This window comes from Caproiciproducens lactatisolvens (assembly GCF_052443335.1).
GTDB lineage: Bacteria > Bacillota > Clostridia > Oscillospirales > Acutalibacteraceae > Caproiciproducens.
In genome coordinates, this window is the sequence record NZ_CP195750.1 from 2,251,357 (window position 1) to 2,265,556 (window position 14,200).

Consider the following 14,200-nt stretch of genomic DNA (forward strand, 5'->3'; position numbering starts at 1 on the left):
CTTCTGCTCACGGCCGCCTTTATTACCAAAATATATTAATCTATTTTGGAGCATCTGTCAAGCGGTAAAATTCAAAATCAATCGTTGAAAATTTCTATGCGTTTTTATCAATCCATTTTTTACAGAAGCGCGGCACCGATAATGCCAGCGTCGTTCCCGAGAGCGGCTTTCATCACCGCGGGCGCTTCCACCAGCTCTCCGCCAAAGCAGAAATGACGGACAAACGCGTTGATGGGGTCGAGCAGACGCGCCCCTTCGTTGCAGATTCCGCCGCCGAGGATGACACACTCCGGGCGAAAAATATTGACAAAATCGACGACTCCCTCACTGAGATAGGACAGATAGCTGTCCACCACCTGCCGTCCCGTTTCGTCGCCCTGCCTTTCCGCTTCAAAGGAAGTCCGGCCGCTGATACGCTCCGGATTCCCTTTGCACAGCTTCCAGATCAGCGATTCCGGGTGTTCCTGCGCGGCGCGCTTCGTCTGCCGGATCAGCGCGGTGGCCGACGCATACGCTTCCAGACATCCGCGCCGCCCGCAGGTACAGAGCTCCCCGTCCCTGACAAGAACCGTATGCCCCAGCTCCGCGCCTGCGGAATGGCAGCCGGAAAATATTTTGCCGTCCAGCACTACGCCGCCGCCGACGCCGGTCCCCAGCGTGATCAGAACGGCATTTTTACAGCCCTTTGCCGCGCCCGCCGCAACCTCTCCCAGCGCCGCACAGTTCGCATCATTACTGAGACGGCAGGGCAGGTCGATCCATTTTTGCAGGGCGGAGGTCAAAGGGACGCCCTTCCAGCCAAGATTGTTCGAGTACAGCACCGTACCCGTTTCGGAATCGCAGATTCCCGGGCTGCCGATCCCAACGGAACAGCACTGTTCCACGGGAATCCCGGCATTGCGCAGGGCCTTTCTTACGCCTTTCGCCATATCCTCGACAATTTGCTCATAGGGACGGTCCGCCCCCGTCGGGATGGAGTATTTGGCGACGATGTGAAATTCCTCATCCACCACCCCCACCGCGATATTGGTCCCGCCAAGGTCGATTCCGACCCGGTAAACGGCCGGTAATGATTCCGTTCCTTCCATATAGTAACCCTCCTTTTCAGAAACAGCCCGGCCTGTTTTCAGCAGCACCAATACGGGCGGTCAATACAGAAACAGGGCCACTGGCAAACAGCGACCCTGTTATGCATTTTTTTAACTCTTATTTGATCGTATCTTTGTTCAGTACGGAAACACCGGTGTCAACGGAGGTCTTTTCAATGGTTTCGCCCTTGACCGCTTTCACGGCGGCCTTCATGCCTTCATAGCCCATGACGTCCGGGTTCTGAGCCATTGCGCAGAGCAGGGAACCGTCTTTAATCAGAGAGAAAATGGAGTCGGACTTATCAAAGCCAACGCCGACGATATCTTTCTTGCCGGAGCCTTTGATGGCATTGCCGGCGCCGACGGTACTGCCTTCGTTACAGCCGAAGATACCGACAGCACCCTCTGTTATGTAGTTATCTGCGATATCCTGTGATTTTGTTGCGTCGCCTTCGCTGTACTGGGTCTGGAGCAGGGTGTAGCCCTTGCCCTCGAACGCTGCGCGGAAGCCCTTTTCGCGCGCTACAGTGGAAGCTGTGGCGGAGTTGACATTGACGATACCGATTTTTCCGTCTTTCTTTCCGGCCGCTTCCAGCGCTTTAAGCATTTCCTCGCCCGCCGTCTTACCGGCTGCTTCGTTGTCCGTTGCGAAGGTGGCGATGCCTTCGGTCTTTGCCGGGGAGTCCACATAGATGATTTTAATTCCCTTTGCCTTTGCGTCTTCCAGAGAAGCGGAGATAGCGTCCGGGCCGTTGGCGGCGATCATGATCGCGTCCGCGCCGTCGGCGATTGCATTGTTGACACGCTCGATCTGCTGCGCGTCATCCTTCTTGTCCGGAGCCATCCATTTGTACTCGACGTTGCCAAGCTCGGCAACCGCCTTCTGTGCGCCCTTGTCGACAGAAACCCAGTGCTGATCCAGACTGTCCATGGTAATCAAAATGACTTTGATCTTTTTGTCGGAAGCCGGAGCCGCCGCAGAGCCCGCATCCCCCGCAGAAGCGTTGTTCTCCGCGGATGCCGGGTTGGCCGCCTGACCACAGCCGGCGAAGGCAGTCACTGCCATTGCCGCGCAAAGTAGAATAGCCAAGATCTTCTTTTTCATTACATTAAGCCTCCCTAATTTTTATCCATTAAAGCGTCTGCTTTAACTTTCTTTTTGTGCCGTTACCAGTTTGGTATTGTTCTTTGCCTTCTTCGGTTTTCCGGTACGGATGACAACATCGAGCAAAACGGAGATGACCACGATGGTGCCGATCACGATATTTCTCATGGCGACCGGCGCGCCCGCGAACTGAAGACCGTTCTGCAGCACTCCCCAAATCGCCGCGCCGACCACCGTACCGGCCAGAAGGCCCTGGCCGCCCAGAGTGGAAACGCCGCCGATGACCGAAGCTGCGACCGCGTACATTTCATACATGTTGCCGGCGTCCATGGTTCCCATACCGGCCGTCGCGCTTGTGATCAGGCCGACCACACCGGCACAGAACGCGCTCACAATATACACCTTGATGGTCGTGCTGTCCGTGTTGATGCCCGACAGCTTGGATGCCTCAATATTGCTGCCCACCGCGTAGATATGGCGCCCTGTGCGCGTCTTGCTGAGCAGGAAATTGAAGCCCAGGAAGAGAACAAGCGCAATCCAGATGGTGTTGTAAAGGCCGAACGTGCTGCCGTAGTAGAACAGATTTCGGTAGCCCTGCGCCGCTTCCCCGATGGCGTCCGTGTTGTAGTTGTTGTTGACAATCTGGGCGACGCCCCTGGCGACCGTCATGGTGCCCAGCGTGGCGATGAAAGGCGGCAGCTTGCACTGCGCCACCAGTAAGCCGTTTAAGACGCCCACGCCGACACAAAGGACCAGGGTCAGCAGCATGGCGGCCCACGGATTCATCCCCTTGGTCATCAGGGTCGCGGAAATCATGCAGCTCATGCCGACGACGGAGCCGATCGACAGATCGATGTTCCCCGTAATCAGAACATAGGACTGGCCGATGCCGATGATCAGGATCGGCGCGACCTGCCGCAGAAGATTCCCGACGTTCCTCCCCGAATAGAAGGACGGATTCAAAACCGCAAAGACAATGCACAGGACGATCAGGCCGGCCGTAACGGTGACCACCTGCCCCATGCCCCGGACAGCCATTAATTTTTTCCACGCGTTCTGTTTCTCTCGATTTTCCATTTCAAACGCTCCCGACTTTCTTTATTGCTAAATAGCTTCTTTTTGCTCATATTTGGATTCAAATTTTGTCGCGTACTGCAGAATAAGGTCCTGAGTCGCTTCTCCCGCCGCGAATTCGCCGGTGATTTTCCCGTCGCACATGACCAGAATCCTGTCGCTGATCCCCATGATCTCCGGCATTTCGGAGGAAACGAAAAGCACGCCGATCCCCTGCTTTTTCAGTTCGTTCATCAGGTTGTAGATTTCGACCTTCGCGGCTACGTCAATTCCCCGTGTCGGCTCGTCGAACATCACTACGCGGGAATTGCGCGCCAGCCACTTGGCAACCACCAGCTTCTGCTGATTGCCGCCGGAGAGGGTCGCGGCGTCCATGTCCGCGTTGACAAGCTTAATGCTCAGGCTTCTGACCGCTTCGTCGGTCATCGTTTTTTCCTTTTTCCTGTCCACCACGCCGAATTTGCTGCAGAGCAGGTCCAGGTTGGGCAAAGCGATATTATCTTCGACGCTGAGTTTGACGCACAGGCCGTCTTTTTTCCGGTCTTCCGGCGCAAGGACGATTCCCGCCCGGATCGCGTCAATCGGCCGGCGGATCACAACTTCCCCGCCGTCCACAAAAATCCGGCCGGATTCTTTGGGGTCCGCGCCGAAAATCGCGCGTGTGGTTTCCGTCCGTCCGGCCCCCATCAGCCCCGCGATCCCGACGATCTCCCCTTCGTACAGTTCGAGATTGATGTTCCGGACCATTTTGCCCGCGTTCAGATTTTTTACTTCAAAAATCTTTTTCCCCCGCTCACAGATAACGCGCGGGAATTTTTCCTTGATTTCACGTCCGACCATGCAGGAAATGATTTCAGACATCGTCGTATCTTTGAAATCCATGGAGGTAATGTATCTGCCGTCGCGCATAATGATGACTCGGTCGACAATGTTCTGCAGCTCCTCCAGCCGGTGCGATATGTATACGATTCCGCAGCCCTCCGATTTCAGCTTGCGGATGATTTTGAACAAATCGTCAATCTCGTTGGAAGTCAGCGCCGAGGTCGGTTCGTCCATAATCAGTATTTTTGCGTTGGTGGACAGCGCTTTGGCGATTTCCACCATCTGCTGCTTGGACACGGCCAGATCCCCGACAATCGTGGCGGGGTCCAGGTCAATGTTCAGGCGGGCCAGAAGCGCCGCCGCGTCCTTGTTCATTTCCCGGTTGGAAAGGATGCCGGAATGTGTTTTCTCCCGCGCCAGAAAAATATTTTCCGCCACCGAAAGGTGCGCGCACATGTTCAGTTCCTGATGGATAATCGCTATCCCCAGCTCCTGCGCCTTTTTCGGCGTTAAATCCTCGACTGTCTGACCGAAGATTTTGATTTCGCCTTCATCCTTTGTGTAAACGCCGCTCAGCACCTTTACCAGTGTTGACTTTCCGGCGCCGTTTTCCCCCAGCAATGCAAGAACCTCTCCGGATTTCAGATTAAACGACACATCGTCCAATGCCTTGACTCCGGGGAAACTTTTGTGGATATGATTCAGTTCAGCTATGTATTCCCCCATTTAAACTCACCCGTCCTTATCTGTGGAACTCGTTTCCATGTGACCAGTATAGCATTGGCTTTTGTTTTTCATAAGGGGGTTACATTTCGAATAAGGGGGTATTTCTTTTGATGGTTTATGGTAAATCACCATAAACCATCAAAAATCGATCTATATTTTATGCATCATTGAAACAATTCCTCCAGAGTGGTTCCTTCCGATCGGAAAAGGTTAAACTCCGAGCGCAGGTATTCGCTGTTGAACCGCCCTTTTTCCAGCCGGATCAGCTTGTCCGCCACCATCAGGGAGTCGGCGATATTGACCGAAAGGAAAATCACCGTGATGCCCTTTTGCTTCAGCCGGTTGATGAGCCCGATCAGGTGCCGGCGCAGGTACATGTCCGCGCCCGCAAAAGGCTGGACGCAGAACACGATTTTAGGATGGAACAACTGGATCCGGTAATAGATCAGGTCGTAAAGCGACTGTATTTTCAGATTCATGATATTGGTCTCGTAGATTTCCGGGCCGATCACGGGTTCGTACTCGCGGGCGATGCTCCGGACAATTCTTCTGTTCAGCCGCACCCCGTTGTTCTTCTGGTCAAGCAGAAAGCACAGATTGTCCAGATAGCTCATTTCTTTGAAAAGCATGGTGCGGATGGGGTCCTCTCCGATAAAGGCGATCGTGCCCTCCAGCGCATGCTGCGCCGCTTCCTGCGTAAAAACGGCGCCTTCCAGAAAAACGGTCCCGCTGTCCGGATACAGCCTGCCGTTCATAATCCGCATAATATCCGGCAGTACGGTGTTGTCCATATCGAACAGCACCGTACACTCTCCCCTGGCCACCGTAAACGTCATATCTCTCAGCTTTTCCGTACAGACATTCTGAAAAGCGAGGATACTGTCTTTTCTCCCGACGTCCGTTTCCGGTGCGGCAAGGTCGGCAAATTCCCCGACATAATACGGAACAATATTGTCGTTCTGAAACTGATTGCGGTCAAACACCCGCAGAATTTTTCCGTCCTTCATCAGCGACATCCGGGTGCAGATTTTAAACGCTTCCTCGTGATGGTTGCAGATATACAGGAAGGAAAAGCCCTTCCCGCAGTAATACCGGAGCAGCTCGTGAAACCGGATCAGGTCCGCCGCGCCGATACAGTTGCTGACATCCCGGATGACAACGAGCTTCGCGCCCATGATGACGGCGCGAAGAAGCTCCACGACACATTTTTGGTAAGGGCTTAAATGCGCCACCAGGTCCCGGCCGTCGATATCGGCGTCGATTTCCTGTGCAAACTGACGGAACTGTTCGTTCAGCACGCGGGGACTGATGACGTATTTCCGAAATCCCCTGCGCAGAACGAAAACGTTGTCGGCAACGCTCAGATCTTCGATCAGCCTGCTTTTCTGCTCGATGACGGCCACCTTGTTCATCGTCATCGGGCTGTGCCGGTAATTGTTCACAAGCACCTCGTTAAAATAGACGCGGCCGTAATGAATGGGCAGATTCTGGCTGATGAGCTGAATGAGGGGTTCCTTGCCGTTCGCGTTGATGCACACCAGCCCCATGATTTCGCCCTGAAAAATATGCAGGTTAAAATTATCCAGCAGGGTCACCTCGTCCCGGATGACGGTGACCTTTTCCAGCCTTAAAATTTCATTCTTCATCTTATTTTCCCGTATCCTTTTTCACCAGCGGCAGGGTGATCTCCACATCCGTCCCCACGTTCTGCGTGCTGTACATGCAGATTCCGTATTCCTCGCCGAACAGGAGCTTGATTCTGTTGTTGACATTGACAACGGCGATGCCTCCGTGGGCCTCGCTGTCCGGCTTGATGTAATCCAGGATCGTGCGGCTCAGCTTGTCGTCGATTTCCCGGAGCCGTTCCTCCGTCATGCCGATTCCGTTGTCGGAGATCGTGATAATCAGCCGGGTCGCGGTCGTTTCTATTTTGATGCTCACATTGCCGTCCCCGATTTTCCGCTCGATCCCGTGGTAAATCGCGTTTTCCACAATCGGCTGAAGGGTCAGCTTCGGCAGCTTGCAGGACATGATTTCCCTTTCGCTTTCCGGGTCGTATTCCACGCTGAGGTTCAGCCTTTCCCCGAAACGGTAGCGCTGGATGATATAGTAATTGTTGACGTTGGTGAGCTCCTCCTCCAGCGTCACCAGATTTTCCACATTGGAAATGGTGTAGCGGAAGAAGGTAGCCAGCGCCTCCGTCATCTTGGACACGTTTTCAAGGCCGGCGTTCAGTGTTTCCCCGCGGATTCCCTCAAGCGTATTGTAAAGGAAGTGGGGGTTGATCTGGTTCTGCAGGGCGAGGTACTGCGCCTGCTTTTTGGTCGCGTTGACCAGCTCGTCCGTATTCATGATCTGCTCCACTTTTTGGGTCATCTCTTCGATTTCCGGGCTCAGCAGCACCTTCTGGTCAAAAAGGGCGTCGATGGTATAGCCCGTTAAAAACAGGCGCAGGACCTTTGCGCTTTCCAGATAAGGCCGGTAAATCCACCGGTAAAAAACATACGCCGCCGCGCCCAGCACGGCATACCCGGCGACAGCAAAAAAGAGAGGACGCCCCTCCCGGACGGCAGTTGCCGTAAAGACGGTCAGGAAGATCAGCAGAAGCGCAAACAGGAGCAGGAACATCCACGCGGCACGGCTGGAAAGATACCTTATTTTTTGTATTTTCATTTCATCAGCCCCGGATCAAGAGTAGAGTTTTCGGTACTCGTTCGGCTTTAGCCCAACACTTTTCGTAAAGCCTTTGGTAAAATTTTTAAGGTCGCTGTAGCCCACCTGCTCACAGACGGCGGCAACCGTCAGATTGGATTCCCGCAGGAGGTCCTTTGCCCGGTTCATACGGATTTCGGAAAGGTAATTCACAAAATTGTTTCCGGTCTCCTTCTTAAACAGCGTGCTGAAATAAGTAGGATTGAACCCCACGATCCCGCTGACTTCCTCCAGCGTGATCGGCTTGCTGAAATTTTCCTGGATATATTCCTTTGCCACCCGGATCGGTCTGGTGTCCGCCTGCTTTTTCTCCTCAATAATCACTTCCATGGATTCGCCCACCATGACGGACAGGTACTCAAACAGCCGGTCAATGGAGCTGCAGCGGTCCGCGTGAATGCAGAATTTCTCATAAAATTCCTGCCCGTACTGAATCTGGATCTGGTTGTTGCGAAGGTGGAGCAGGTACATTTCACAGACGTGCTTTACCAGAGAGAAAATTTCCGCCCCGCTCAGGTTTTCCGTCCCGAGCTGCTTTTTTAACCCGGTAATGCAGTTCAGCACGGCGTCTTTTTTCAGCACTTCCACCGCCGCGCCCATCGTTTTATTCAGCTCCGCCAGCAGAACGCCCACCCGCTGGGGGTCCTTATGTACGGTTACGTCCTCAATCAGCCTGCCCGTGCCCTCGATCAGCCTTTGCCCCACGGCGTACCGGGCCGCCCGGAAGCTTTCTTTCAGTTCGCCGACGTCTTCCACCACGCTGCCCGCGCCGATTGTAAAGTCGTGCTGTTCAAACGAGGCTTTCTGCACCATCAGCTCGTCAAAAACCGCTTTGATCTGCTTGCGCACGGCCTTTCTGTTTTCCGGGCCATAATTCAAAACGCAGTAGGTGATGCTGTCGTCCAAATCCATTTCCATATCGAAACACAGCTCTTTCAGCTGCGTGTTCAAAAGCCTCATGACCGTTTCTTCCAGAATCTGAATGGTGTTGTTGTACTCGTCTTCAAATCCGCAGTCTATTTTTACCGCGCAGACCTGAAACAGTCCCGGCTGAAAAGCGTAATGATAGCTTTCGTTGACCTCTTCTATTGTCAGGTCCTGCGTGGTCATCCCCTTTCTCAGCAGCCGTTCTGCAAACAGGCCTGTACGCAGCTTGTTCACGTCGTTTTTCAGGCGTTTTTTCAGCTGTTCCTCATTGTTCAGCCGCTCCGTACGCTTCAGGTACCGGTCGCGCATCTTGTTGAGGGAGGCCAGAAAATCCTCCTTTCTGATCGGCTTTAAAAGGTAGTCGCTCACCCCGTACTTGATTGCGTTCTGCGCATATTCAAAATGATGGTATCCGCTGATAATAATGAAGTCCAGATCCTGCCTGACGTTTGTGGCGCGCCGGATCATTTCCAGCCCGTCGTAGCCCGGCATGCGGATATCCGTAATCATCAGATCGGGCAGAAGCTTTTCCACCATGTCCAGCGCTTCCACGCCGTTATGCGCAATTCCCACGATTTCCATATCCAGCGAAGCCCAGTCGATCAGACCGCGGATCAGCTGGCATACGTTTTCCTCATCGTCCGCTATAATGACCTTTATCATACCTTCCTCCTTCTGTCTGCCTGAAAAATGACCGTCAGCAAGAAAACATCTCCGACTCAACGACTGCGCAGATCAAATGGTAAACGGCCAGATGATATTCCTGAATGCGGTAGGTTTCCTGCGCGGGGACAATCAGGCTGCAGTCGGCAAGCCGGGCGATCTTCCCGCCGTCGCGCCCGGTCAGGGCGACCGCTACCGCGCCCGCTGCTTTCGCCGCCATCAGCGCATAGGCCACATTGGCCGCGTTGCCCGAAGTGCTGATTCCGATGACCGCGTCCCCTTTCTTCGCGTAGCCCATCACCTGCTGCGCGTAAACCAGCTCCGGGTCCGCGTCGTTGCCGAAAGCCGACAGCAGAGCGGAATGGGCGTTCAGCGAAATGGCCGGAAGCCCGCCCTGCAGCTTTTCCGCCAGCAGGGCCCCCTCGTTCCCGAAATCTTCCTTCAGCAGCCTCTGTGTGTCCGGGTCCAGCGGCCTTTTCAGCAAAAAGCCCTTCATCAGCTCGCCGACGATATGGTCGCCGTCCGCGCAGCTTCCCCCGTTGCCGCAGATTAGAAGCTTCCCTCCGCCACGATACACCCCCACGAGGATCTCGCAGGCACGGCGGATATCTTCCCGCAAAGGCAGCAAATCCCGATGCCGGTCAAAAAACTGCCGGCAAAATTCCAGTGTGCGTTCTTTCATGTCCATTCCTCCCATCCCAAATGATAGCCGGCGACGACTAAGCCGGCGATATCCCCGACCGATTCTGAAAGCCGGCTCGGCAGGATTCTGCACGCCCCGCGGACCGCGGGGAGCGTTTCCCTCTCGATGACCTCCTGTGCGTAGGGCCAGATTTCGTCGTAGCTCCGCACAAAGATGCTTCCGATCACAATACACTCCGGATTGAGAATGTCCATTATGACGGACAGGCCCTTCCCCAGCTGTAATCCAACCCTTTTTAAAATTTCCCTTGCCAGCGGATCGCCGCTTTTTGCCGCCGCTCCGACCTGTGCCGCCGTAATCCGCTCAAGGTCCTCCGGGTTCCCGCAAAGCTCCGGTTTCCGGCCCGTTTGATACTCTTCGCGGATCATGGACCGGGCCAGCTGGGCGATGCCTCCGCCGCTGCAAAAGCCTTCGAACGACCCCATCTTTCCGTATCCCGCCGGGCCGTAGTCCGAAAGGCGGATATGGCCGATTTCCCCCGCCATGTCACAGGCGCCGGCATACAGGCGGTTGTCCAGAATCAGGCCGGCCCCCAGCCCCGTGCCGAAGGTGATGAAGATCATGCTGGACGTCCCTTTTCCCGCGCCCAGCTTCCATTCCGCAAGGGCGCAGGCGTTGGCATCATTGCAGAGCCAGACGGGGATCCCGGTTTCCCGCTGAAAATACTCCGTAACGTGAATCCTGTCCCAGCCCGGCAGATTCGGCGGGGAAAGGATGGTCCCCGTCCGGCTGTCCAGCGGACCCCCGCAGCTGATCCCGATCCCTTCGATTTTTTGCCCGTTTCCCTTTTCCACACAGGAACGAACGTCCCGCGCCAAAGCTTCCAGCATTTCCGCCGGGGAATACGCCGCTGTTTTCCTGACTTCGCACTTATGTACGGCGGCGGCGCCGCTTTTTGAGAGTTCTCCCAGATTGACGGCGCATTTCGTTCCCCCGATATCGATGCCTATTACCAACATATTTTTCCCTCCCGTTAGATGAACGCTCCTCATCCGGCTCATCTTCGCCGAATGAAGACGTTCCCTGCAATTGCAAAATTACTCTTTCAATGACAGACCCTTTCCATTCTGCATCCTTAGTATATTCTAATAGAATATCATTTTCAAGAAACAAAGTCACAGCGTGCAGAACCGCGGGGGATTTCTTCCTGCGGCCGCCGGGATTGATCCGGGGCTCCGGCCAACCCGCAAAGCGCCTTTGAGCCAAAAGTCAAGCCTTGTATCGGGAAAATATTTCGGGTATAATTGTTTTTCGTGTCACATAGTGGAAAGGATTGATTCGATGGACGAAATTAACGAAATATTTTGTGGTGACAGCTATACCCCGTTTCTGGATTACTGTGAGCTTCACAATTACAAGCGCATGTCCGACCTGATGAGCTGCCGGTTTGAGGAACTGCCGGAGCTGCTCGGCATTTCCTCTATCCTGCTCAGCCGCATCAGGGCAATATGCGTCCTTTATTTTAAAAAGTATCCGGAATGCCGCGCCGTCTCAAAACCGTCAAAAGCAAGGGCTTCTTCGAAAATGGACGACCTGCCGGACCGTCTGCTGGTCGTTTTTCAGCAGAATGCCAATAAGCTCATCCATATTTCCGAAATTACCAAGGACCTTGGAAAGGGTGTAAAACGCAGCGACATCATCCATGTGCTGGAGCATCAGAGCTGGTGTAAAATTGTGGATGGCAGCACCTTCTTTTACTCCCCGACCGACTGAATATCCCCAATGCAGATTTTTCAAACGATCCCGATAAAACAGAAACCGAGCCGTGTTTGCAGAACGCCCTCTCATTTTCCTGAGAGGGCGTTCTTAAGCTGTAAACAGCATTTTCAATCATTTTATTTACTTGCTGGATGTTATCGCTGAAATCGTTCCGGAGGCCTGGCTGGCAAGCTCCTGTCCTCCGGACTGCATGTCGGAAACCACTCCGGAAACCTGACTGCCCAAATCTTTTGTGTCGGATTCCACTTTCGACACAACGCCGGACACTGTGCTGTTCAGATTTGCTCCGCTGGATGCGCCCGGCAAATACCGGCATCCGGAAAATACGGAAATCATAAGAACTGTGACGATCAACAGGAAAACCATTTGTTTTTTCATATTGTCCCTCCTTTCTGTTTATATCTTCTCCATTTTTAACACAAAATGCAGTCCCACACGATTTCCTTTCCGTCGTACGGCCCAAAATAAATTTGTCACATTTGTTACATACCCTAAAAATACAGAGCTTCCGCCGAATATATAATGGGAGGAATCGGCAATGACACAAGAAGAAATTAAAAAGCTTGACAAAAAAATCCGTGCAATTTCAGATCCTTTCGGAAAAGGATTCCCTTCTTTTCAAAGAATGCTTTGGGAAATGGCCGTAAAAAAGGATATTAACGAAGAGGCAGTATTGCGCGAATACCTTATCTGGAAACGCAGCAAAAAATAATTCTTCCGAAAACCTGCCATTGAAAGGCTATATCCTTCCTTTCATCCTCGCGTTTTCCGTATCGTAGGAATTTTCGCCTTCATTGAGGCTGTGGGCGTGTTCCATGGCCTCCGCCGCGCTGTTCCATTTGCTTTCCTGCCGCCAGGTTCCGGAATCCGTATAATATCCCACCGTCCAGATTCCCGGTTCGGATTTTTGGTAAATATACAACTGCTGTCCCCCCTTTTCATTTATGGATGACACCTATCAGTTTTTCCATAAATTCCGGGAATATCGGCTGATGGATCAAATCGCCATTTTGTACCGTATTCGCCGACGCATAAGAGGCCCTTTCGCAGCTGCGAAAAGGCCTCTTTTTTTATTTTATATAAATATCAAGCTGCAGATTTTGTTCCCTGATGGCCTGCGGTTTTCTTCTGTATCCAATTGTACTCCAGAAAGCTGTAAATTATCGCGACGATCAGAATAACGGCGGCAGCGGCTTCGCCCGGAATCTGATACAGTCCCCCCGTTTTGAACAGCCCCAAAAACAAAAACGACGTTAACGCAATGGTCATTGCCGGGGGATCGATATGTACATCGCCGTAATTGTAAAGGCTTCTTGCCAAAAAGTCGCCCGCAAATGCCGCAAAAATTGCCGCTACGATTCCCCAGTACAGATTCCCACTGGCAAGAACGGCATAAGACGCGCAAAGGGTGATGTGGTGCGTTACCGGAACGGGTGCCCCAAACTGTGAGAAAATCAGGGAAACAGCCGAGATGCAGAAGCCCACAAAGGGCGCGGCCCCCGCCGTCTGCTGATTCTGGAGCATCTGATAGGTAACATAGGCGGAAAGGCCGCCCACCGCTACGGACAAAACCGTTTTTTCCGCGGCGGCCGTCATGTAGGGGACCCACGCCGTTTTCGCAAGGGGGCTGTATCTGCCGCCCAGCTTTTTGTCCTCTTCGCTGACCTTGCCGAACAGTTCCCCTGAAAACACGATTTTGGCAATGATCGCCGAAACGACCACGGTAAAGCCGCCTGCATCAATCTGGCCGGGCAGGGCCTGTCCCACGCCATAGGCAACAATGTAACCAAATGTACCGAACACGCCGCCGACCAGCAGCACACTGATTTTTTTAAGGCTCAGCAGCGGCAGGGAAATATTTTTGCCCGAATCCAGCACCTTGATCTTTTTTGCAAACGCCGCGGCGCCCACTCCCCCGGCAAAAGCGATGTTCGGGGCAAAAAACGGCCCGAAAGCAATGACTCCCAAAAAATCAAACGGCACCCCGGCGCACGCTAAGGCAATCCCGATCAGGCCGGTAATACCGGTAAAAATAAACGCTTCCAGCGCACCGAGGATAGCGCCGAATACGCCGCCGCAGAAAGCCAGCACGACCATAATCAATGTCATTTTCAATCCTCCCAAAATTTTCATTCTCAACTGGTATCAATATCATTGATCCTGTTTCCGTTTCTGCCGTCAAACAGCGTAACGGAAAATTTATTGATCATCTGCCCAATGTCAAACTTCTCTCCTTAACCTCCTTTATGATTGATTAACAGTGAGACAGATCAATTGGAAAGGGTCTGAAACGTCTATAATATCAATATAATCTCTTATTATACTTTTATAATTCTATAAATATTGCATATAAATTCTGTGATGATTTGATTTTATATTAAAATTAGGTCGTTGTCAATAAGATTTCATAAAAATATGTGATAATTTATTTAATTTATTGAGTATTGTATAAATTTTATGCCGATAATTTTAGAGTATTAATAGGTTTTATAATAATTTTATATTATTTTTATGGTTAATTTTCAGATTCTATGCCTGAATATATCGAATTGCAATAGAAATTGGAATCAATTCCCTGATTCATCAGCAAATCTTGTTGTATTTCAGGCTATAATCTGCTATAATGACAAAAAACAAAAACAGCATATTCATATAATCTTA

Annotated in this window: 14 protein-coding genes; 2 read left to right on the plus strand and 12 right to left on the minus strand. The window is 52.4% G+C overall.

Features of this window, described 5'->3' with window-relative positions; translation table 11 throughout:
* Window positions 1-119: 119 nt before the first annotated feature.
* The 9 genes from ACRQV7_RS11000 to ACRQV7_RS11040 form a co-directional block, all read right to left on the minus strand.
* Window positions 120-1,088: an ROK family protein gene (locus tag ACRQV7_RS11000; protein WP_444658176.1), complete on the minus strand. Its 969-nt coding sequence runs from the start codon at window positions 1,086-1,088 to the stop codon at window positions 120-122.
* A gap of 118 nt (window positions 1,089-1,206) precedes the next feature.
* A complete protein-coding gene (locus tag ACRQV7_RS11005) occupies window positions 1,207-2,193 on the minus strand; it encodes an ABC transporter substrate-binding protein (RefSeq protein ID WP_444658177.1) in 987 nt (328 codons plus the stop codon).
* A gap of 42 nt (window positions 2,194-2,235) precedes the next feature.
* Window positions 2,236-3,270, minus strand: a complete 1,035-nt coding sequence (locus tag ACRQV7_RS11010; RefSeq protein WP_275716621.1) for an ABC transporter permease — start codon at window positions 3,268-3,270, stop codon at window positions 2,236-2,238.
* Between the two features lie 27 nt (window positions 3,271-3,297).
* Complete coding sequence (locus ACRQV7_RS11015) at window positions 3,298-4,815, minus strand: sugar ABC transporter ATP-binding protein (RefSeq protein WP_444658178.1); 1,518 nt, start codon at window positions 4,813-4,815, stop codon at window positions 3,298-3,300.
* A gap of 164 nt (window positions 4,816-4,979) precedes the next feature.
* Window positions 4,980-6,461, minus strand: coding sequence for an ATP-binding cassette domain-containing protein (locus ACRQV7_RS11020; protein ID WP_444658180.1), 1,482 nt, complete (start codon window positions 6,459-6,461; stop codon window positions 4,980-4,982).
* Between the two features lies 1 nt (window position 6,462).
* Window positions 6,463-7,488, minus strand: coding sequence for a sensor histidine kinase (locus ACRQV7_RS11025; RefSeq protein WP_444658181.1), 1,026 nt, complete (start codon window positions 7,486-7,488; stop codon window positions 6,463-6,465).
* Between the two features lie 15 nt (window positions 7,489-7,503).
* Window positions 7,504-9,117, minus strand: a complete 1,614-nt coding sequence (locus tag ACRQV7_RS11030) for a response regulator (RefSeq protein WP_444658182.1) — start codon at window positions 9,115-9,117, stop codon at window positions 7,504-7,506.
* A gap of 34 nt (window positions 9,118-9,151) precedes the next feature.
* On the minus strand, window positions 9,152-9,799 hold the full coding sequence (locus tag ACRQV7_RS11035; protein WP_444658183.1) for a D-sedoheptulose-7-phosphate isomerase: 648 nt from the start codon (window positions 9,797-9,799) through the stop codon (window positions 9,152-9,154).
* Entirely contained in the window at window positions 9,796-10,779 is a 984-nt protein-coding gene (locus tag ACRQV7_RS11040; protein WP_444658184.1) for an ROK family protein, read from the minus strand. Before ACRQV7_RS11040 ends, ACRQV7_RS11035 begins: the two co-directional genes overlap by 4 nt.
* Window positions 10,780-11,101: 322 nt before the next feature.
* Here ACRQV7_RS11040 and ACRQV7_RS11045 point away from each other — a divergent pair, with 322 nt between their 5' ends.
* Window positions 11,102-11,533, plus strand: a complete 432-nt coding sequence (locus tag ACRQV7_RS11045) for a hypothetical protein (protein ID WP_444658185.1) — start codon at window positions 11,102-11,104, stop codon at window positions 11,531-11,533.
* Window positions 11,534-11,659: 126 nt separating this feature from the next.
* On the opposite strand, the gene ACRQV7_RS11050 is transcribed toward ACRQV7_RS11045, so the two are convergent.
* Window positions 11,660-11,917, minus strand: coding sequence for a hypothetical protein (locus ACRQV7_RS11050; RefSeq protein ID WP_444658186.1), 258 nt, complete (start codon window positions 11,915-11,917; stop codon window positions 11,660-11,662).
* Window positions 11,918-12,077: 160 nt separating this feature from the next.
* Here ACRQV7_RS11050 and ACRQV7_RS11055 point away from each other — a divergent pair, with 160 nt between their 5' ends.
* The gene (locus ACRQV7_RS11055; RefSeq protein ID WP_275716604.1) at window positions 12,078-12,251 is read left to right on the plus strand and encodes a hypothetical protein; all 174 of its coding nucleotides are present in this window, start codon (window positions 12,078-12,080) and stop codon (window positions 12,249-12,251) included.
* Window positions 12,252-12,278: 27 nt separating this feature from the next.
* Here the strand turns inward: ACRQV7_RS11055 and ACRQV7_RS11060 are convergent, their stop codons facing one another.
* A complete protein-coding gene (locus ACRQV7_RS11060; RefSeq protein ID WP_444658187.1) occupies window positions 12,279-12,461 on the minus strand; it encodes a hypothetical protein in 183 nt (60 codons plus the stop codon).
* A gap of 164 nt (window positions 12,462-12,625) precedes the next feature.
* On the minus strand, window positions 12,626-13,648 hold the full coding sequence (locus ACRQV7_RS11065) for a hypothetical protein (protein WP_444658188.1): 1,023 nt from the start codon (window positions 13,646-13,648) through the stop codon (window positions 12,626-12,628).
* Window positions 13,649-14,200 lie beyond the last annotated feature (552 nt).